23 protein-coding genes are annotated in these 19,374 nt (G+C 71.6%); 5 read left to right on the top strand and 18 right to left on the bottom strand.

Features of this window, described 5'->3' with window-relative positions:
- Positions 1-66 precede the first annotated feature (66 nt).
- Positions 67-1,254: a S8 family peptidase gene (locus AGRA3207_RS26050; RefSeq protein ID WP_231329636.1), complete on the bottom strand. Its 1,188-nt coding sequence runs from the start codon at positions 1,252-1,254 to the stop codon at positions 67-69.
- A 132-nt stretch (positions 1,255-1,386) separates the two neighbouring features.
- Here AGRA3207_RS26050 and AGRA3207_RS26045 point away from each other — a divergent pair, with 132 nt between their 5' ends.
- Genes AGRA3207_RS26045 through AGRA3207_RS26035 form a run of 3 tightly spaced genes read left to right on the top strand, consistent with a single transcriptional unit; the run spans position 1,387 to position 3,334 of the window.
- Entirely contained in the window at positions 1,387-2,103 is a 717-nt protein-coding gene (locus AGRA3207_RS26045) for a hypothetical protein (protein ID WP_231329635.1), read from the top strand.
- The gene (locus AGRA3207_RS26040) at positions 2,100-2,699 is read left to right on the top strand and encodes a hypothetical protein (protein WP_231329634.1); all 600 of its coding nucleotides are present in this window, start codon (positions 2,100-2,102) and stop codon (positions 2,697-2,699) included. The genes AGRA3207_RS26045 and AGRA3207_RS26040 overlap by 4 nt, the downstream gene beginning before the upstream one ends.
- Positions 2,696-3,334, top strand: a complete 639-nt coding sequence (locus AGRA3207_RS26035) for a hypothetical protein (RefSeq protein ID WP_231329633.1) — start codon at positions 2,696-2,698, stop codon at positions 3,332-3,334. Before AGRA3207_RS26040 ends, AGRA3207_RS26035 begins: the two co-directional genes overlap by 4 nt.
- Here AGRA3207_RS26035 and AGRA3207_RS26030 read toward each other — a convergent pair.
- From AGRA3207_RS26030 to AGRA3207_RS25990, 10 genes are all read right to left on the bottom strand, one after another.
- A complete protein-coding gene (locus AGRA3207_RS26030; RefSeq protein ID WP_231329632.1) occupies positions 3,225-4,532 on the bottom strand; it encodes a hypothetical protein in 1,308 nt (435 codons plus the stop codon). The genes AGRA3207_RS26035 and AGRA3207_RS26030 overlap by 110 nt on opposite strands.
- 120 nt (positions 4,533-4,652) lie before the next feature.
- Entirely contained in the window at positions 4,653-4,961 is a 309-nt protein-coding gene (locus tag AGRA3207_RS26025; protein ID WP_067459603.1) for a DUF1416 domain-containing protein, read from the bottom strand.
- 45 nt (positions 4,962-5,006) lie between these two features.
- Positions 5,007-5,846, bottom strand: coding sequence for a sulfurtransferase (locus tag AGRA3207_RS26020; protein WP_231329631.1), 840 nt, complete (start codon positions 5,844-5,846; stop codon positions 5,007-5,009).
- Between the two features lie 41 nt (positions 5,847-5,887).
- Complete coding sequence (locus tag AGRA3207_RS26015; RefSeq protein WP_231329630.1) at positions 5,888-6,331, bottom strand: DUF4395 domain-containing protein; 444 nt, start codon at positions 6,329-6,331, stop codon at positions 5,888-5,890.
- A 75-nt stretch (positions 6,332-6,406) separates the two neighbouring features.
- Positions 6,407-6,451, bottom strand: a complete 45-nt coding sequence (locus tag AGRA3207_RS40330) for a hypothetical protein (RefSeq protein ID WP_420830918.1) — start codon at positions 6,449-6,451, stop codon at positions 6,407-6,409.
- A gap of 137 nt (positions 6,452-6,588) precedes the next feature.
- Positions 6,589-7,008 carry a TlpA family protein disulfide reductase gene (locus tag AGRA3207_RS26010; protein WP_231329629.1) on the bottom strand — a complete coding sequence of 140 codons (420 nt, stop codon included), beginning with the start codon at positions 7,006-7,008 and terminating at the stop codon, positions 6,589-6,591.
- 96 nt (positions 7,009-7,104) lie between these two features.
- Positions 7,105-7,818 carry an anti-sigma factor family protein gene (locus AGRA3207_RS26005; RefSeq protein ID WP_231329628.1) on the bottom strand — a complete coding sequence of 238 codons (714 nt, stop codon included), beginning with the start codon at positions 7,816-7,818 and terminating at the stop codon, positions 7,105-7,107.
- Positions 7,815-8,330 carry a sigma-70 family RNA polymerase sigma factor gene (locus tag AGRA3207_RS26000; protein ID WP_231329627.1) on the bottom strand — a complete coding sequence of 172 codons (516 nt, stop codon included), beginning with the start codon at positions 8,328-8,330 and terminating at the stop codon, positions 7,815-7,817. Before AGRA3207_RS26000 ends, AGRA3207_RS26005 begins: the two co-directional genes overlap by 4 nt.
- Positions 8,331-8,378: 48 nt before the next feature.
- Positions 8,379-9,089, bottom strand: coding sequence for an LmeA family phospholipid-binding protein (locus AGRA3207_RS25995; RefSeq protein ID WP_231329626.1), 711 nt, complete (start codon positions 9,087-9,089; stop codon positions 8,379-8,381).
- A gap of 140 nt (positions 9,090-9,229) precedes the next feature.
- The gene (locus tag AGRA3207_RS25990; protein ID WP_231329625.1) at positions 9,230-9,490 is read right to left on the bottom strand and encodes a MoaD/ThiS family protein; all 261 of its coding nucleotides are present in this window, start codon (positions 9,488-9,490) and stop codon (positions 9,230-9,232) included.
- A 207-nt stretch (positions 9,491-9,697) separates the two neighbouring features.
- Between AGRA3207_RS25990 and AGRA3207_RS25985 the strand changes: the two genes are divergently transcribed.
- Positions 9,698-10,411 (top strand): winged helix-turn-helix transcriptional regulator, encoded by a 714-nt coding sequence (locus tag AGRA3207_RS25985; protein WP_231329624.1) that lies wholly within the window; start codon positions 9,698-9,700, stop codon positions 10,409-10,411.
- A gap of 49 nt (positions 10,412-10,460) precedes the next feature.
- Here AGRA3207_RS25985 and pstB read toward each other — a convergent pair whose 3' ends face one another.
- The 5 genes from pstB to mshD all read right to left on the bottom strand — a co-directional run bounded on the left by pstB (position 10,461) and on the right by mshD (position 15,608).
- Positions 10,461-11,237 carry a phosphate ABC transporter ATP-binding protein PstB gene (pstB, locus tag AGRA3207_RS25980; RefSeq protein WP_231329623.1) on the bottom strand — a complete coding sequence of 259 codons (777 nt, stop codon included), beginning with the start codon at positions 11,235-11,237 and terminating at the stop codon, positions 10,461-10,463.
- 48 nt (positions 11,238-11,285) lie between these two features.
- A complete protein-coding gene (gene pstA / locus AGRA3207_RS25975; protein ID WP_231329622.1) occupies positions 11,286-12,182 on the bottom strand; it encodes a phosphate ABC transporter permease PstA in 897 nt (298 codons plus the stop codon).
- Entirely contained in the window at positions 12,179-13,162 is a 984-nt protein-coding gene (gene pstC / locus AGRA3207_RS25970; RefSeq protein WP_231329621.1) for a phosphate ABC transporter permease subunit PstC, read from the bottom strand. Before pstC ends, pstA begins: the two co-directional genes overlap by 4 nt.
- A gap of 92 nt (positions 13,163-13,254) precedes the next feature.
- Positions 13,255-14,361: a phosphate ABC transporter substrate-binding protein PstS gene (pstS, locus tag AGRA3207_RS25965; protein WP_231329620.1), complete on the bottom strand. Its 1,107-nt coding sequence runs from the start codon at positions 14,359-14,361 to the stop codon at positions 13,255-13,257.
- A gap of 407 nt (positions 14,362-14,768) precedes the next feature.
- A complete protein-coding gene (gene mshD, locus AGRA3207_RS25960) occupies positions 14,769-15,608 on the bottom strand; it encodes a mycothiol synthase (RefSeq protein ID WP_231329619.1) in 840 nt (279 codons plus the stop codon).
- Between the two features lie 117 nt (positions 15,609-15,725).
- Between mshD and AGRA3207_RS25955 the strand changes: the two genes are divergently transcribed.
- A complete protein-coding gene (locus tag AGRA3207_RS25955; RefSeq protein WP_231329618.1) occupies positions 15,726-17,405 on the top strand; it encodes a bifunctional metallophosphatase/5'-nucleotidase in 1,680 nt (559 codons plus the stop codon).
- 72 nt (positions 17,406-17,477) lie between these two features.
- On the opposite strand, the gene AGRA3207_RS25950 is transcribed toward AGRA3207_RS25955, so the two are convergent.
- Both AGRA3207_RS25950 and AGRA3207_RS25945 read right to left on the bottom strand, forming a co-directional pair.
- On the bottom strand, positions 17,478-18,641 hold the full coding sequence (locus tag AGRA3207_RS25950; protein ID WP_476692272.1) for an inorganic phosphate transporter: 1,164 nt from the start codon (positions 18,639-18,641) through the stop codon (positions 17,478-17,480).
- Positions 18,638-19,255, bottom strand: a complete 618-nt coding sequence (locus tag AGRA3207_RS25945; RefSeq protein WP_231329617.1) for a DUF47 domain-containing protein — start codon at positions 19,253-19,255, stop codon at positions 18,638-18,640. The genes AGRA3207_RS25950 and AGRA3207_RS25945 overlap by 4 nt, the downstream gene beginning before the upstream one ends.
- Positions 19,256-19,374 lie beyond the last annotated feature (119 nt).

The raw sequence follows: 19,374 nt of genomic DNA, 5'->3' as shown, positions 1-19,374 counted from the left end.
CCCCCCGGAAACCCCCGTGTCTTCTGTGGGGGGACGACCCCCCACACCCCCCGGAAACCCCTGTGGTCAGCCGCCGGGGCGCCAGTTGCGGCGGCGCCCGGCGGGGCCCACCAGCGCGGCGATGCCCACGCCCGCGGCGGCGGTCAAGGCCGCCGCGGCGATGGACAGGGCGATGTTCCTGCCCAGGCGGTCCTCGGGCGGCGGCCGGTCGATCGCCACGCGCTGGGCGCCGGTGGCCGGGGCCGGCGCGCCGCCGCCCGTCGAGACGGTGGTCACCGCGCGCAGCGGATTCACCACGCCGGAGCCGGTGCCCTGGACCTGGGCGCCGTCGGCGGTCTGCTCGATCCGCTCCTTGACCTGGAGGTAGGTCAGGCGGGGGTCGAACGAGCGGACCAGCGCGGCGGTGCCCGCGACGTAGGGGGCCGCGAGGCTGGTGCCGTCGTCGACCTTGTAGGCGTTGCGCGGCCAGGTGCTGATGACCGCCTGGCCGGGCGCCGTCACGGTCACCGGCGTCACCGTGTTGGAGAAGCCGGCGAGCTTGCCGTCCTTGGACAGGGCGCCGACCGAGATCACGCCGGGGTAGCCCGCGGGGAACGCCTTCTGCGGGGTCTGCCTCGTCTGGTCGGTGAGGTTGCCCGCGACCGAGACGATCACCACGTCGTGCTGCTGGGCGTAGTGGACGGCCTTCCGCAGGTCGGGCAGGTCGGGCGACTGGGACGAGATGTTGATGACCCTCACGCCGAGGTCGACCGCCTTGCGGATCGCGAGCGGCGCCCACCGCGAGTCGTTGCCCTGCGACCTGGTGGCCATCTTCACGGAGATGAGCTGGGCCTCGGGGGCGACGCCGAGGAACGAGATCCCCTGGCCGCGCATGTCCCGGCCGCCGATGATGCCCGCGACCTGCGTGCCGTGGCCGACGCAGTCCTGAAGGCCGCCCTTGGTGACGTCGTAGGACGCGATGTGCCCGCGCAGCTGCGGATGGGTCGCGTCCACGCCGCTGTCGACGATCGCGACCTTCACCCCCTTGCCCCGGGTGTGCGTCCAGGCGTCGACGTAGTTCAGGCGCTCCTGCGGCCAGAGCTGACGCGGGAGCTGGCTCGCGGGGCTGCCGTAGACGAGGGGGTCCTCGCAGGCCGCGGCCCGCGCCGGAGCCGCGCCGAGAGCGGAGCCGGGGAGAGGGCCGAGCGGAGGCGCGAGGACGCCGCCGAGCGCGGCGGACGCCGTGAGCGCCAGTGTCGCCTTACGTCGCCGCACCTTTCCTCCCATGCCGACCCGATCATGAGCACAACGCACATTACCGGCCCGCGGGCCGCTGAGGCGGTGGACGGAACGCGGTGCCCCCTGTCCGATGATCTCCGTGACGACGGAAGTATTACCATTCGGCGGGTGCAGTCCACCGCACCGGTCCCCCCGGCCTCCGGCGGCCGCGCGCCGAGGCGCCGGCTGGTCTCCGCGTGCGTCCTGTGCGCGGCGGCCGTGACGGCGGCGGTGCTGTGGGCGGCGGGCGGGTTCGAGGAGACGCCGCGGCAGCCGGCGGGAGCGCCCGGGAAGGCCGTCGACCTCGGCCTGTTCACCGTCGTCGTGCGGGACGCGCGGATCGGCGTCGCCGCCGGGGACTTCGGCACGGGGCGGCAGCGGTTCCTCATCGTCCGGCTGCGTGTCCTCAACCGGGGCGAGGAGACCGCCTCCCTGGGGATCGGCGGCCTGTCGGACGGCGTCGCCGCCCGCACCAGGACGGGAAAATGGGTCAAGCCCGACCAGGTGGAGGGAACCGCCGGGGGCTCGAAGACCGACACGACGCAGCCGGGCCTGCCCGTCGAGGCGTCGGCGATGTGGAAGATGGGCCCGGCGGACGCGCCACGCCAGTTCACCGTGGGACTCCGCAAATGGGAGTACGGCCACGGGTTCACCGACACGAGCTTCCGCTGGCGGATCGACCTGGAGGACGACGCGCTCGCCGCGCGGCTGACGCTGCCCGTCACCGCCGTCGCCGCTCCCGCAACGCCCCGGCCGACACGGCACGCCACGCCCAAGGCGCGGCCGAGGTTCACGCCCAGAGTCCGGCCGAGGTCCACGCCCAAGCCCACGGCGGGCCGGCGGTGAACGTCCGCAGGCTGCTCACGCAGGGCGGCGCCGGGATCGGCGGAACGGTCCTGCTCGCCGGCGCGATGTGGCTGCATTCCATTGAGCCCAAGGTCGAGGCCGGGGAGCTCGATCCGATCCGCGGCAGCGGCCGGATCGGGCAGGACGTCGGCAACCACGAGTTCGTCGTGCGCGTCGAGCGGGTGGAGGCGGCGCGGTCCCTCGCGCCGAGCCTGTCCCTCGGTGACCCGCCGCCGATCGGCTCCGACGGCGTCTACCTGGTCGTGCGGCTCCGGGCGACGACGAGGCGCGCGCCGCTGAAGCTGACGTCCGCCGAGCTGGAGACCCCCGGCGGCCCGTCCTACAGGGCGGGGCCGCGGACGGGCGCGGGCGACGTCGTCCAGCCGGAGTTCCAGCCGATGATCTGGACGCCGACGGTGTTCGTGTTCGAGCTGCCCCGGGAGCGGGTCGCGGGGGCCCATCTGGTCGTGGGGACCGGCGGGCTGCTGCCCCAGCTGTCCGCCGCGGCCGACATCGACCTCGGCCTCACCGGCGCCCGCGCGGCCGAGCTGATCCGCACCGCGTCCGACCGCTACGACGTGCGGGCCCGCCCATGAGCGGCGACCCCACGCGAACGCGGCCCGACCCGCCGGAGGCCGATCCGCAGGAGCCCGGGCGCTCGGAGCCCGCGCCGCCCGGGACCGGGCCGTCGCGGATGCGGCCCCGCGACCGGCGCGTCGTCCAGGCGATCGCGCTCGCCACCCTGCTGCCCGTCCTGCTCGTCGTGCGGTGGGTGGACGAGACGCACGGCGTCCACGCCAACCTCAAGCCGGAGGAGAAGGCGACCACGGTGCCGCGCGGGGAGACGGGCGTGCTCGGCGGCGCGCAGTGGAGGGTCGTCGACCGGCGGACCGCGGCCCCGCTCACGGCAGGATCCCCGGCGGGCGCGTCCCGGGGACAGGACGTGGTCGAGCTGCGGCTCACCCTCGCCGTCCGTCCCCTCGACGCGGCGGGGGCCAAGACGGTCGGCTCGTACGGGATCGTCTACCGCCTCCGGGAGGACGGCGGCGGGGAACGCGCGTGGTCGGCGACGGGACTCATGACCGGCGCGCCGCGGCCGGGCGTCGCCGCGCGCCTCACCGTCAGGGGGACGGTGCCACGGGCCATGGCCGGTTCGCTGGTGCTGGAGGTGCGTCCCCCGGCGTACCCGCGGGGGAAGGGGCCGCTGCCTTTGCTGCGGTTCGCGCCGTGACGCGCGCCATCACGAGGTCGAACGCGGCGGCGAGCAGGCAGATCCGCAGGATCTGGAAGATCAGCCCGGTCCCGTACGCGACGAGCGGCATCCGCGGGATCCACCAGGTCACCTCGTGCGGGCCGAGCAGCTCGTAGACGAGACGGCGCGAGGCGTCCTCGGCCACGTCCAGGCCCGTGAACAGCAGGCAGAACGTCGCGAACGGCAGCACCCCCGACCGGCGGACGAGCCGCAGCCCGTACCAGGCGGGCAGCCACATCTCGCGGAAGCCGCGCGTCAGGATCTCGCGCGGGCTGTTCAGCCGGTCGAGCCCCCCGGCGCGCGACAGCCGCCGCGCCGCCCGGCCGCGGCCGAGCACGAGCTGCTCGTCGCGCGCGTCCAGGCCGAGGATCACCCCGGCGACGACCAGCCAGATCAGGGCGCCGAGCACCGCCTCCTTGAACGGCGGCCACAGCTCCAGGACGGGACCGGCGATGTCGGTCACCCACGTCCACGCCTGCCGCCGGGCGGACCAGTCGACGCCCTCGCCGCGCAGGTGGTCGATCGTGAAGATGGCGAACAGCGCGAAGTTGATCTCCAGGAAGGCGACCAGGGCGCCGACGGAGCGCGGCAGCCGCTCCTCCAGCAGCCATTCCACCAGGAACCGGACGGCGAAGAACCCGGCGGTGAGGCCGATCGCCAGCGGGACGTGCTTCTCCAGCGACACGAGCATGCCGAGGCCCTTGATCTGCCCCGCGAACCCGCCCTCGGCGAAGCCGCGGCTCGTGGCCTGGTCGGCGAACTCGCGGGCGTCGTCGCCCTGGAGGCCCCAGCCCAGGTAGAAGACCACGAACGGGAGGGCGGCGCGGCCCGCGGCGCCGAACACCGACTCCTCGTTCCCGACCGCCCAGGGCGTCAGGTCGCCGTCCGCCTCGCGGGCGTGGACCACGTCCAGGCCCTCGCGCACGCAGTGCACCATCGCGACGGCCACCCCGAGCGTGACCATCACCAGGACGCCGACGGTCAGCAGCGGCGCGACGGCCGCGACCGTGCCCTTCATCTCGCCGAGCCGGTACCCGCCGTACATCGCCCCGTACCGCAGCAGCTGCCCCACCGTGAACCACAGGGTCAGCGGCAGGACGAACCGCGCCGCGAGCCTGAGCGCGGCCCAGGGCAGGATCAGCGGCGAGCGGGGGGACGGGAGGAACCGGACGGACATCGCGCCGATGCTACCCATCGCGTCCGCCGGCGCGCCGCGTGCCCGGCCCGCGAACGACGGACCCCGCCGTCCCGCGAGGCGGGGACGGCGGGGTCCGGTGACGGCCCGCGAAGGCTCTGCTCAGATCGCGACCTCGAGCCCGGCGACCTCGCCGGTCTTGGCCGTGACGCTGTTGTCGACGCTCACGCCGCCCGCGGCGAGGACGCGCACGGTCCAGTCGCCGTCGGCGGCGAAGAACCGGAACACCCCCTCCTCACCGGTGACCACCTCGGCGGTGAACTCGCCGGTCGAGTCGAGAAGCCGGGCGTAGGCGCTGGACACCGGGGCGCCGTCACGGGTGACGGTCCCCTGGATGACGGCCTCGTTGTCGAGGTCGACGGTCGCCGGAAGGTGCGCCGTCTGCGCGGGCGCTGCGCAGCCTTGGGTCATTGCTCCTCCATCTCCGTGCACACGGAAGGGTCGGGTTGTGGACGGTTACTTGGGCTCGCCGAGCTCGATCGGGACGCCGACGAGCGAGCCGTACTCGGTCCAGGAGCCGTCGTAGTTCTTGACGTCCTGGAGGCCGAGCAGCTCGCGCAGCGCGAACCAGGTGTGGGACGAGCGCTCGCCGATGCGGCAGTAGGCGATCGTCGGCTTGCCCAGGTCGACGCCGGCCTCGCCGTAGATCTCGCGGAGCTCGTCGTCGGACTTGAACGTGCCGTCGTCGTTGGCCGCCTTCGACCAGGGGATGCTGCGCGCGGTGGGCACGTGACCGGCCCGCTGCGCCTGCTCCTGCGGCAGGTGCGCGGGGGCCAGGAGCTTGCCGCTGAACTCGTCCGGCGAGCGGACGTCGATCAGGTTCTTGGTGCCGATCGCGTCGACGACCTCCTCGCGGAAGGCGCGGATCGTCAGGTCCTGGTCCTGGGCCTTGTACTGCGTGGCCGGACGGGACGGGACGTCGGTGACGAGCTCGCGGGAGTCCAGCTCCCACTTCTTGCGGCCGCCGTCGAGCAGCTTGACCTTGTCGTGCCCGTACAGCTTGAAGTACCAGTACGCGTACGCGGCGAACCAGTTGTTGTTGCCGCCGTAGAGGATCACCAGGTCGTCGTTGGCGATGCCCTTGGAGGACAGCAGCTGCTCGAAGCCGGTCTTGTCGACGAAGTCGCGGCGGACCGGGTCCTGCAGCTCCGTCTTCCAGTCGATCTTGACCGCGCCACGGATGTGGCCCTTGTCGTAGGCGGACACGTCCTCGTCGACCTCGACGAGAACGAGGCCGGGCGAGTCCAGGTTGGACTCCACCCAGTCGGCGTCCACCAGGACGTCGGAGCGGCTCATGCGGGAACCTCCCTGTCGGAGCGAATCTTCGCGGTGGTGAATCAGTACTTCTCCAGGGGGGACGTGCCCCCACGTCCCCCGACCCGGACGCGCCGGGTCAGGAGATACATCTCGCAGCCGAGGCAGAACCCGAACGCCGCGTTCAGGAACGCCGCCCCCAGCGCGAGGGCGGTGGCACCGATGCCGAGCCAGGTGCTCCCCGCCGCGTATCCGACCGTCCCCACCAGGGCGAAGACGAGCCCGACGCCCTGCGCGAAGCGGGGCGGGGCCTCGTCCTCCAGTTCCCTGGGAGGGGCGAGCCGGGGGCGGACGAGCACCTTGAAGACCAGTCCGTACGGGGCGTACCGGAGGCCGAAGAGGGTCGCGACGGCGAACACCGCGGCCTGAGCGGCGAGCAGGGCCCCGCTCCCCAGCACCAGGACCGTGATGAGTACCACCGACGTGACGGCTGCGACGAAGCGCTGCCCACGCGGATCAACCTGCATCGGGGTTCTCCAGAGTGGAGGAAGCGTGCGTACGAGCTGGAATGGGACTGCTCGGGGGCGGAAGGGCTCGATGCCTCAGGCCATACGACAGAGCGAAGCGGCCAGGCGGCAGAAGTCCACCGCGCGGCGCTTCGTGAGCAGCTGCTCTGTCCAGTAACGCACGGACACGATGGTAAGCCGACAATCCACGCGCTGTCACATCCATCTCGCCTTGCGAGACAGTGACAGTCCTCTTCCCGCAGGTCAGCAAGGTCAACTCAGGGGAGGGCGGTCCCCAGGACGGCGATGACGTCGGCCTTCCGGGGCGCCCCGGAGGCGCGCTGCACGACACGTCCGGCCGCGTCCAGGACCAGGACGGTCGGGGTGCGGACGATGTTCAGCCTGCGGACGAGGTCAAGGTGCGACTCGGCGTCCAGCTCGATGTGCGCGACCCCCTCCACCATGCCGGCCACGTCGCCGAGGACGCGCCGCGTCGCGCGGCAGGGGGCGCAGAACGCGCTGGAGAACTGGAGCAGGGTGGCCCTCTCGCCGAGGTCGGCGCCCAGCTCGCCCGGTCCGAGGACCTCGGTCACGCCGTCCTCCCTCCGCGCGCGCAGCACGCCGTCACGCCGTCGCCGCACCAGCCCGAAGACCGTGGCGGCGGCGAGCACCGCCACCGCGATCACTGCGCCTTCCATCGAAGGTGACAACCCGGCCACACCCCGGATTCTTCCGGAACCGCGGAGCGGATCGGTGCGGGAGACACGGATCGCAACCCTTGGGGCGGAAAACGCTCAGGTGGGGATCGTGAGCAGCGGCGCCCCGTCGAGACCGACGATCTCGAAGGAGAACAGCTGCCCGCGCGGGAACATCGTGGAGCCGCGGTACTCGCCGTACCCCTTGTCGTAGGGGACGTACCAGCTGCCCAGCGCGTCCCGCTGCCCGTCCCTGGCGATCACCAGCAGCCGGCACCGTGACCCCTTCGGGACGCCCGACAGGTGCAGCTCGACCTCGGTGCCCCACTTCTTCTTGCGGAGCATGACATAGCCCTTGATGTTGTTCCGGGGGTTCTCCGCCGCGATCCGCTCCGCCGTCGCCGCCGGCGAGGCTCCCGGCGAGGACGTCGCGGGCCGCGGCGCGGCGCGGTCGGCGCCGTCCGAGGGGAACAGCAGGCCGCCGACCAGGGCACCGACGACGAGCAGTACGCAGGCCGCGACGGCGAGCGGGATCCGGCCCAGGCCGCCCCGCAGCCTCCGCCATCCCCTCCGCCGCTCGGCCGCGCGGGCGAGCAGGCCCTCCAGCAGCTCGGGCGGAGGCCCGGCGACCTGGCTGAGCTGCCCCTCGTCGACCCGCCCGAGCAGGGCGGGCAGGGCGGCCAGCCCGGCGAGCTCGTCCCGGCAGGACGGGCAGCCCTCCAGATGGGCCTCCACCCGGCTCCGCTCACCCGGCTGGATCGCGCCGAGCACGTACACCCCCAGGGAGGTGCGCACGTCCGTGCAGTCCTTCATGGCGCCAACCCCCGCTCCTCCAACGCGAGCTTGAGCGCCCGCAACGCGTAGTAGGTGCGGGACTTCACCGTGCCGGGCGGGATGCCCAGCGTCTTCGCGGCCTCGGCCACCGACCGCCCCCGGTAGTAGGTCTCCACCAGGACCGCCCGGTGCGACGGGGTCAGCTGGGCCAGCGCCTCGGCCACCGTCCAGGATTCCAGGGCCCGGTCGATGTCGTCGGAGCCGGATGCGGTCATCATGACCTGCTCGTCGATGCCGGTCTCCGGCGGCCGCGCCCGCCGGGCACGATGCGCGTCCACGACGAGGTTCCGCGCGACCGTGAACAGCCATGGCCGTACCGGGCGCCCTGCGAGCGCCTCAGGGTGCCTCCAGGCGCGCAGGAGCGTCTCTTGCACGACGTCCTCTGCCTGGGTTCGGTCCCCGCCCGTCAGCCGCAGTACGTAACCGAGGAGGGGACCCCCATGCTCGCTGTACAAGGCGCGTAGCAAACCCTCATCCGCGGTTGGACCCACACCACTGACACGTACGCCTGCGCGGCCCGGTTCACAAGGATCCGCAGGTTATTTCGCCTGCGGGCGCTCCAGGTCGTTCAGCCGGACGTTGCTCGCCGTCGCCGAGACCCGCAGCCCCGCCGCGGTGGGCTCGATCTTGCTGATCCGCGTCCCGACCGGCAGGTCCGCCACGGGGACCAGCCAGGTCAGCTGGCGCCGCACCAGCGCCACCGGCATCTGCGCGGAACCGGCCGACCCGACCGACAGCGGCGTGACGGCGATGCCCTGGGCGGTGGGCTTGACGGAGACGACCGCGCTGCCGGACAGCGGGACGCCGAGCACCGACCCGGTCAGCCCGACCTCCAGGTCCCCGCCCTTCGGCCCGATGCTCTTGACCTGCTTCGGCGCCCGCTTCTGGATCGCCTCGTAGGGGACGATGGCGGACGCGGTCGCCGTGCGCGCGGTGACGTTGGACGCGTCGCCCGACGTCACGTCCGCCAGCGGCGCCTTCACCCCGCGCATGTCGACGCGGACGTCGGTGACGGTGATCCCCTGGTCCGTCCAGTCGCCGATCTTCACGTCGATGTGGTCGTACTCGCCGCCGACGGCCTGCGTCAGGAACGGGATGCCGTGGATGGTGACATCGGGCCGCTCCTGGAGGCTGTACTGCGCGGCCACCTGCTTGCCGATCTCGTTCTGCGCGACGCGGACGCCGAGCCGGTCCGCGGCGATCAGGCCGCCGGCCACCAGGAGCAGCAGCACCAGCAGGACTTTCCGCATATCTCTCCTCTACCCGACGGCACGCGACCGGCCACACCATAGTGCGCGAACCGCCCGTCACGGGTCGCGCCATGGAATGAGATCGCCGCGGGCGCCCGTAGGTTCGCGGCATGACCGCGCCGGCGTGCCGTCCGGCGGGATCAGCCCCCGGCGAAGGGCGGCAGCACCTCCACGACACCGTCCTCCGGGAGGGCGACCGACGCGTGCGGCCGGGCGCCCACAGGGTCGCCGTCCACCAGGAACGAGCTGCGCCCGACGACGCGCCGGAACTCCCCGCCCCGCCCGTGCCGCGCGGCGGCCGCCGCCATCGCCTCCGCGAGCGTCTCCGCGTCGTACGGCTCCTCGCCGGTCCCCGCCGCGGCCTTCGCGGCGGCCCAGTACCGGATCGTTCCCTTGGCCATGCGCACAGCGTCTCATCCCTCACCCGCGGTGGTGCCGTTGCCCCTGGGAGGGGCTCGGATATGCTCGTGGCGAGGGATCCGGGCGATGAGGCCAGGGAGTTCATCCGACAGCCGTCACGGTCACCTCGTCCTCGAGCCGCCGGCCGGCCGCCGCGCTTGACGATGAGCCGCCGGGATCCCACGTCTTTCCGGACGAGGAGGCGGCCTTTGAGCGGCTTGCTCTTGCTGACGAACGCGTTGGAGCCGTCCGACGAGATCCTTCCCGCGCTCGGGCTCCTCCTGCATTCCGTGCGGGTCGTCCCGGCCGAGGGCTCGGCCCTGCTCGACGCGCCGCCGTCCGACGTCGTGCTCGTGGACGCGCGCCGCGACCTCGTCCAGGCCAAGGGCCTGTGCCGGCTGCTGCGCACCACCGGCCTGGACGCCCCGCTGCTCGGCATCGTCACCGAGGGCGGCCTCGCCGCGCTCACGCCCGAGTGGGGGCTGGACGACGTCCTGCTCCAGACCGCGGGCCCCGCCGAGGTCGAGGCCCGCCTCCGCCTCGCCGCCGGGCGCGCCGCCGACAGCGGCGCCGAGGAGACCCCCGGCGAGATCCGCAGCGGCGAGCTCACGATCGACGAGGCCACCTACACCGCCCGGCTGCGCGGCCGCGTCCTGGACCTCACCTTCAAGGAGTTCGAGCTGCTGAAGTACCTGGCCCAGCACCCGGGCCGGGTCTTCACCCGCGCCCAGCTCCTCCAGGAGGTCTGGGGCTACGACTACTTCGGCGGCACCCGGACGGTCGACGTCCACGTCCGGCGCCTCCGCGCCAAACTGGGCGCCGAGTACGAGTCCCTGATCGGCACGGTGCGCAACGTCGGGTACCGCTTCGTCCCGGACCAGCACCCCGGCGACACAGAGGACAAACCCCGGGCGCGGGCCTAGGGTCTGTCGGGATCTGTCGGGTTCTGTCGAGGTCTGTTCGGGACGCTGTCTAGCCGAACCGTCCGGTGATGTAGTCCTCGGTGGCCTTCTGCTCGGGGTTCGTGAAGATCTTGCTGGTGTCGTCGATCTCGATGAGCTTGCCGGGCTGGCCCGTTCCGGCGATGTTGAAGAAGGCGGTGCGGTCGCTGACACGGGCCGCCTGCTGCATGTTGTGGGTGACGATGACGATCGTGTACTGGCTCTTCAGCTTGCCGATGAGGTCCTCGATCGCCAGCGTGGAGATCGGGTCCAGCGCCGAGCAGGGCTCGTCCATCAGCATCACCTGCGGCTGGACGGCGATGGCGCGGGCGATGCACAGGCGCTGCTGCTGGCCGCCGGACAGGCCCGCGCCGGGCTTGCCGAGCCGGTCCTTGACCTCGTTCCACAGGTTGGCGCCCTGGAGCGAGCTCTCCACGATCTCGTCGAGCTGGCTCTTGCGCCGGACGCCGTTGAGCTTCAGGCCCGCCGCCACGTTGTCGTAGATGGACATCGTGGGGAAGGGGTTCGGCCGCTGGAACACCATGCCGACGACGCGGCGCACGGCCACCGGGTCCACCGACGAGGCGTAGAGGTCCTCGTCGTCCAGCAGCACCTTGCCCTCGACACGGGCGCCGGGGATGACCTCGTGCATCCGGTTGAGGGTGCGCAGGAACGTCGACTTGCCGCAGCCCGACGGCCCGATGAACGCCGTCACCGAGCGCGGCTCGACCGTCATCGAGATGTCCTCGATGGCGTGGACGCCGCCGTAGAAGGCGTGCAGTCCGGAGACTTCGATCCGCTTGGCCATGGGGTGAATGCTCCTTGTGGGGTGATCAGGCCGGGGTCTGCCGGAACGTCAGCGGCCGGCGGGGCTGCGCCGTCCGGCGACGAGCCGGGCGACCAGGTTGAGCAGCATGATGATGAGGATCAGGACGAGCGCGCCGGTCCAGGCGCGGTCGATGGAGTTCTGGCTCGGGTCCTTCGCCTGCTCCCAGATGAAGGTGGGCAGCGAGCCCTGGGGGCCGGAGAACGGGTCGGTGTTGATCGCCTTCGTGAAGAAGATCGTGAGCAGCAGCGGCGCGGTCTCGCCCATGACGCGGGCCACCGCCAGCATGATCCCGGTGATCATGCCGGTGAGCGCGGTGGGGACGACCACGAACATGATCGTCCGCCAGCGCGGCACGCCGAGCGCGTACGACGCCTCCCGCAGGTCGTTGGGGACGAGTTTCAGCATCTCCTCGGTCGCCCTGACCACAGTGGGGATCATCAGGATCGTCAGGGCCAGCGCGCCGGCGAGCCCGGAGAACCCGAAGCCGAGGGTCAGCAGCCACAGCGCGAGCACGAACAGGCCCGCGACGATCGACGGGATGCCCGTCATGACGTCGACGAAGAAGCTGATCGTCCGCGCGAGCCGGCCGTTGCCGCCGTACTCCACGAGGTAGATCGCCGTCAGCACCGCGATGGGCACCGCGATGACGCTGGCGATGGCGACCTGCTCCAGCGTGCCGACGATGGCGTGGTAGGCGCCGCCGCCGGTGTCCCGCCCGCTGACGCCGTTCATGGAGCGGTTGAGGAAGTCGGCGTCCAGCCGCTTCACGCCGTTGCCGATGACGGTCCACAGCACCGACACCAGCGGGATCAGCGCCAGCGCGAACGCCAGGTACACCAGGCCCTGGACGGCCCTGTCCTTGACCTTGCGGACGGGTGACACCGACCCGAGCGAGGAACGGGGGGTGTTGGTCAGGATGCTCACACGAACTCCTTGCGGCGCGCCACCACGGCCCGGGCCGCCATGTTGACGACGAGGGTGATCGCGAACAGCACGAGGCCGGAGGCGATCAGCGCGCCGCGGCCGGTCGTCGTCGCCTCGTCGAAGCTGTTGGCGATGTTGGAGGCGAACGTCGCGCCGCCGTTCTCCAGCAGGTGGATGTTGATGCCGGGCACGTAGGTCAGCACCATCGCGACGGCGATCGTCTCGCCCATCGCGCGGCCGAGCCCGAGCATCGAGGCGCCGATCATGCCGGACCGGCCGTACGGCAGCACCGCCATCCGGATCGTCTCCCAGCGGGTCGCGCCGAGCGCCAGCGCGGCCTCCACGTTCGCCCGCGGGACCTGGAGGAACACCTCGCGGGTGATCGAGGAGATGATCGGCAGGATCATGATCGCCAGGACCACCGAGGCGGTGAAGATCGAGTTCTTGCCCGGGGAGTCGCCGCCGAACAGCGGGATCCACCCGAGGATCCCGTTGAGGAACCCGCTGATCCCCTCCATGTGCTTGGACAGGAACACCAGGCCCCACAGGCCGTACACGATGCTGGGCACCGCGGCGAGCAGGTCGACGACGTAGCCGAGGCCCGACGCCAGCCTCCGCGGCGAGTAGAACGAGATGAACAGGGCGATGCCGATGGCCACCGGGGTGGCGATGAGCATCGCCAGCAGCGACGACACGATCGTCCCGAACGCCAGCTGCGCGATGCCGAACCGCGGCGGCGTGGCGTTGGGGTTCCACTCCTCGGCGGTCAGGAAGTTCGCCTTGTTGTCCTGGAGCGCCGGGATCGCCTTCCAGACGAGGAAGATCGCGATGGCGGCCATGATCGCCAGAACGGCGATGCCCGAGCCCCGGGCCGCCGAGACGAAGATCTTGTCACCGGCCCGGCCGGTGCCCATCCGCAGGCTGCCGGTGGCGCGATGCCTTGCGCCGGCGGTCGCCTCGACGCCGGAATCGCTGGTCACGGGGGGACCTCCCTGGATCACTTCGGCGGAACCCAGACCGGCCCCGCCGCCGAGCTGGTCGGCGGCGGGGCTGTCGGAGTCGTGGTCGGTCGTCAGGACAGTGCCTTGACCGACGTCTGGACCTTGGTCAGCACGCTGTCCGGGACCGGCGCGTAGCCGAGGCCGGTCAGGATCTTCTGGCCGTCGGCGCTGGAGGTGTAGGTGAGGAAGGACTTGACGAACCTGGCCTGCTCGGCCGGCAGCCCCTTCTCACACGCGACCTCGTAGGTCACCAGGACGATCGGGTAGGCCCCGGCCTCCTTGGTGGTGTAGTCGATCTTCAGCGCGACGTCGTTGCCGGTGCCGACGACCTCGGCGCCCGCGACGGCCTTGGACGCGCTCTCGGGCGACAGCGTCGTGTACTCGCCGGCGCCGTTCTTGACCTGGGCGGTCTGCAGCTTGTTGTTCGTCGCGTACGACAGCTCGACGTAGGAGATGGCGCCCGCGGTGCTCTTGACCTGGCTGGTCACGCCGTCGGACTTCGGCGCGCCCTGGCCGGTGGAGTTCGGCCACTTCTTGGCCTTCTCCCACGTCCAGATCTTCGGCGCGGTGGTGTGCAGGTAGTTCGTGAAGTTGTCCGTGGTGCCGGACTCGTCCGACCGGTAGATCGGCTTGATCGGCGAGGACGGGAGCTTGGCGCCCGCGTTCTCCTTGGCGATGGCCGGATCGTTCCAGGTCTTGATCTTCCCCGAGAAGACACCGGCGATCGTTTCGGACGACAGCTTCAGCCCGTCCACGCCCTGGAGGTTGTAGACCACCGCGACCGGCCCGACGACCATCGGCAGGTTCAGGGCGCTGGAGCCCTGGCAGCGCTGCTTGGCCGGCCCGACCTCCTCCGGCTTGAGCGCCGAGTCCGAGCCGGCGAACGCCACCTGCCCCGAGGTGAACGCCTGGATGCCGGCGCCCGAGCCGCTCGGGTTGTAGTTGAGGTTGGCCCCCGCGCACTGCAGCGAGTACTGCTTGGTCCATTCCTCGATGGCGTTCTTCTGAGCGCTCGACCCGGCGGCGTTCACGCTCGCCTTCGCGCAGTCGATCTTGCCTGAAGGCGCGTTGCTGGCGCTCGCCGCGGACGTGTTGTCGTCGCTCCCGCAGGACGACAGGGCCATCGCCCCCGCGACGACCACACCGCCCAGGGCGGCGAGTCGGGAACCGTTCTTCACCGGAGGGTCTCCTCGTTAGTCTCGTCGGGCACGTCCCCCGCCCGTCACGCTGGCAGGGTTCGGCCAGGTGGCGGGGTTGCCGTCGGATGCGACGCTAAGCAGACCAGGTGACCAGCCGCCCCGATCCAGGTGAACGAAGAATGAACTGAGACGGGCAGAGCTACGAAGAATGCCCCGATTTGGCATGTCCACCGGGTTAACACCGCAGCTCACGCCGGCCAAACCCCTCCCCGCCTTCGGTCAACCGCGTTTGAGCCGCCGGTGTCCTGGGGAACCGCCGCCGCCACAACCCCGACGAGCGCTCTGACCTGCGGAAGCCCACGCGCGCCGAAGCCCCGGCCCGGGGGCCGGAGGGGGATCAAGAAGAGGTGCGGGCCGGGATCGCAGTGGCTAGGCGTCCATAGTGACTAGGCGTACATGACGTCCACGGCGTACTTGGTGAAACCCAGCGTCTCGTAGAGGTGCACGGCGGCGCGGTTGGACTCGTCCACGTACAGCATCAGCTCGGTGAGGCCCTGGTCGCGCAGGTGGTGGAGGCCGGTGAGCGTGAGGGCCCGGCCCAGGCCGAGCCCTTGGGCGGACGGGTCGACGCCCACGACGTAGACCTCGCCGAGGCCGCCCGGATGCACCTTCGTCCAGTGGAAGCCGGCGAGGCGCCCGTCGCGTTCGGCCAGGAAGAAGCCGGACGGGTCGAACCAGGACTCCGACTCGCGGGCGCGGAGGTCGTCGATCGTCCAGGAGCCCTGCTCGGGGTGGGTGGCGAAGGCTCGGGCGTTGACCGTCAGCCAGGCGTCCTCGTCCCGGCCGGGGCGGAAGGTGCGGACGCCGACGCCGTCGGGGACCTTCGGGTCGGGGAGCGGCCGGTCGGCCGGTCGGCGCATTTGGAACAGGGCCCGGGCGCGGGTCATGCCCTCGGCGGCGGCCAGCGCCGCGGCCCCGGGCAGATCCCCGTGCGCCCAGACGCGCAGCGGGCCCGCGGCCTCCTCGCGCAGGGCGCGCAATAGCCGCCGGCCGTGACCGCGCCTGCGGTGACCAGGGTGGACGAACAGCTCACCGGAGGCGGGCTCGCCGTCCGCCGCCGGGTCGAGGCGGGCGCAGGCGACGACGGCGGAGCCGTCCGAGACGGTCAGCGCGGGCGCACCGGCACGGAGCGCGAGCACCGAGTGCTCCGACAGGGGGGCGACACCGTCGGCCTCGGCGGCCGCCTCCGCCGCGGCGAGGACGCCGTCGATCTCGGGCTGCTTCACGATCACCAGCGTAGGCGCACGGCCGGGCGGCGCGCCCCGCCCGGCCCTGATGGAAACGTCACACGAACGTCACTGAGTCGCAGAGATCCGTATGCCGGGCTGACCTACGTTCACACCATGACTCGACGACGCACCCTCCTGGCCTGCGCCGCGGCCGGGCTGACGGCGCTGGCGGCGGCCGCGCAGCCGGCCGCCGCGCGGCCCGCGCCCACCGCGTCAGTGCGGCTGCTCGCGCTGAACGACTTCCACGGCAACCTGGAGACGCCGACCGGAAGCTCGGGCACCGCGATCGACGAGAACGGCACCGCCGTTCCCGCCGGCGGCGCCGCCTACGTCGCCGCGCACCTGAAGCGGCTCGCCGACCGGCACACGCTGACCGTCGCGCAGGGCGACCTGATCGGCGCGTCGCCGCTGATCTCCGCCGCGTACCACGACGAGCCCTCGGTCCGGTTCCTCGGGAACGTCGGCGTGACCGCCTCGGCGGTCGGCAACCACGAGTTCGACGAGGGGTACCGGGAGCTGCTGCGCATCCAGGACGGCGGCTGCCACCCGGTGGACGGCTGCTCCCCCGAGGGCAGGTGGAAGGGCGCGGAGTTCGACTACCTCGCGGCGAACGTCCTGCTGGACAAGAAGAACAGGCCCGCCCTCAGGCCGTGGACGATCCGCCGCGTCAACGGGGTGAAGGTCGGCTTCATCGGCGTGGTGACCAGGACGACCCCGACGATCGTGACCGCGGACGGCATCAAGGGCCTGACGTTCGAGGACGAGGTGGCCGCGGCGAACCGGTCCGCGCGCGAGCTGAAGCGGCGGGGCGTCCGCGCGATGGTGCTGCTCGTCCACGAGGGCGACCAGGTCAAGGCGGGCAACCGGCCGGACGAGTGCGGGACCGTTCCCGGCGCCGGGACGCGCATCGCCCGCGAGGCCGACCCGGAGATCGACGTGGTGCTGTCCGGGCACACGCACCAGCAGTACGTGTGCTCGGTGCCGGACCCGGAGGGGCGGCCGCGGCTGTACTCGTCCGGCTCGTCGTTCGGGCGGGTGATCACGCAGGTCGACTTCGAGGTGGACACGCGGACGGGCGACGTCGTCCGCTCGTCGCTGAAGGGCGACAACCACGTGGTGACGCGCGACGTCCCGCCGGACCCGGCGACCGTGTCGTTCGTCCAGACCTGGAAGGACCGGGTCGCGGCCATCGCGAACAAGCCGGTCGGCAAGATCACCGCGGATGTGACCCGCGCACCCTCCCCCGCCGGGGAGACCGCGCTCGGCGACCTCGTCGCGGACGCGCAGCTGGCCTCGATGAAGGACAAGGGCGCCCAGGTCGCGCTGATGAACCCCGGCGGCGTCCGCGCCGACCTCACCTACAAGGCGAGCGGCGGCGAGGGCGACGGCGTCGTCACCTACGGGGAGGCGTTCACGGTCCAGCCGTTCAGCAACGTGATGGGCGTGACGTCGCTGACGGGTGCGCAGCTCGACGCGCTGCTGGAGCAGCAGTGGACGGCGGCGGGCGAGAAGATTTTGCAGCCCTCGGCCAACCTGCACTTCACCATCGACCGCTCCAGGCCCGTCGGCGACCGTGTCTCGGCGATCACGATCGAAGGGACGCCGGTGGACCCGGCGGCGGCCTACAAGGTGTCGGCGAACAACTTCCTGCTCGGCGGCGGTGACGGCTTCAGCGTGTTCACCCAGGGCAAGGACCAGGTCCTCGGCCCGATCGACCTGGACGGCTTCGTCGCCTACCTCGGCGCGCAGGGCACCGTCTCACCCCCGCCCCTGAACCGCATCTCGGGCGGCTAGCGGCATCATCGGGCCCGCCGTTTCCAGGGCCGACCCTGGAGACGGCGGGCCTCCCCGCGCGGTGCGCAGCCGTCAGGCGCCGAAGAAGTGGACGAGACCGTAGACGATGGCGGCCACGGCGGCGGCCATCGGCATGGTGAGGACCCAGGCGAGGACGATGTTGCCCGCCATCCCCCAGCGCACCGCCGACAGCCGCTTCGTCGCGCCCGCGCCCATGATCGCCGAGGTGATCGTGTGGGTGGTGGAGATTGGAGCGTGCCAGAAATAGGCGGTGACGTACAGGACGACGGACGCCGTCGCCTCCGCGGCGAAGCCCTTCGGCGGATCGACCTCGATCACCTTGCGGCCGAGCGTCCGCATGATCCGCCAGCCGCCCGCGTACGTACCAAGGGACAGTGCGCCCGCACATGCCACGATCACCCAGGTCGGCACCGAGTCGCCGTTCGAGTGGCCGGTGGTGACCAGCGCGAGGACGATGATCCCCATCGTCTTCTGGGCGTCCTGCAGACCGTGACCGAGGGCGAGGGAGGCGGCCGAGAGCGTCTGCGCGATGCGGAAGCGGCGGCCGATCCGGCCCGGGTGGGACCGCCGGAAGATCCACAGGATCGCGATCATCACCGAGTAGGCGAGGAGGAACCCGACGACCGGGGAGACCACCATCGGCACCGCGACCTTGTCGACGACGCTCGACCAGTTCACCGTCGAGGAGGACGCGATGCCCGCGCCGACCACGCCGCCGATCAGCGCGTGCGAGGAGGAGGACGGCAGCCCGAAGTACCAGGTGATGAGGTTCCAGGTGATCGCACCGAGGACGCCCGCGGCGATCACGGTGAGGCCGTGCAGTCCGGACGGCGGGGTGATGACGTCGCTGATGGTCTTGGCGACCTCGACGCCGAGCAGCGCGCCCAGCATGTTCATCACCGCGGCCATCAGCAGCGCGACGCGCGGCGTCAGCGCCCGCGTCGACACCGCCGTGGCGATGGCGTTGGCCGCGTCGTGGAACCCGTTGGTGTAGTCGAAGACGAGGGAGATCACGACGACCAGGACGAGCACCGCCGCCTGCGCGTCGGAGCGGAGGCCGACCGCGCCCAGCGCCATGACCAGCAGGACGCCGGCGAGCAGCAGCAGCCACGCCCGCCCGGTGACCCGCCGGGTGGCCTGCTCCCCCAGGCTCTCCCCGGCGTCGGCCGGCGGTTCCCGCAGCAGGGTCGCGCCCGGGTCCCCCGGCGTGCTCATGATTCCTTGACCGCGATGGTCTCGACCGTGTTGGCGACGTGCTCGAACGCGTCGGCCGCCTCCTCCAGCCGGTCGACGACCTGCTTGATCTTCATCACGGTCAGCGGGTCGTACTCGCCGCTGAACAGGTGCGCGAGCAGCTTGCGGTAGACCTGGTCGCCCTGGTTCTCCAGCCGGTTGATCTCGATCCAGTACTCGTTGAGCTCCTTCATCGAGCGCAGCCTCGGCATCGCCTCGGCGGTGAGCTCGGCGGCCCGCTCCAGCACCTCCACCATGTGGACGATGCCCTTGGGGAATTCGTCGATCTTGTAGAGGACGACGAGGTCGGCCGCCTCCTCCATCTCGTCCATCACGTCGTCGATCGTCGAGGCCAGCCGGTAGATGTCCTCGCGGTCGAAGGGCGTGATGAACGTCTCGTTCAGCCTGCGCATGATCGCATGGGTGCATTCGTCGCCCGCGTGCTCGCACGCGCGCATCTTCTCGGCGATGGCGGGCCGGTCGGCGCCGTCGCTGATGAGCTCCACGAGCAGCCTGGCGCCGGTGACCAGGTTGTTCGCCGAGTCGGCGAACATGTCGTAGAAGCTGTCCTCACGCGGCGTGAGACGCAAGCGCACGTCGTTCTCCTGATGTGCCGGAACAGTCCGCAGAGGATCGTAGGCGCAACCAGTCGTAAAAAGAACCTTTGCCCTAGCTTCCGCTGGTGTCCGCCATCCTCTCACCTACAAGATTGCCC

It is taken from the genome of Actinomadura graeca (assembly GCF_019175365.1).
Classification (GTDB): domain Bacteria; phylum Actinomycetota; class Actinomycetes; order Streptosporangiales; family Streptosporangiaceae; genus Spirillospora; species Spirillospora graeca.
Note: the sequence above shows the minus strand (reverse complement) of the source record. Positions and strands in the feature narration are given on the sequence as shown.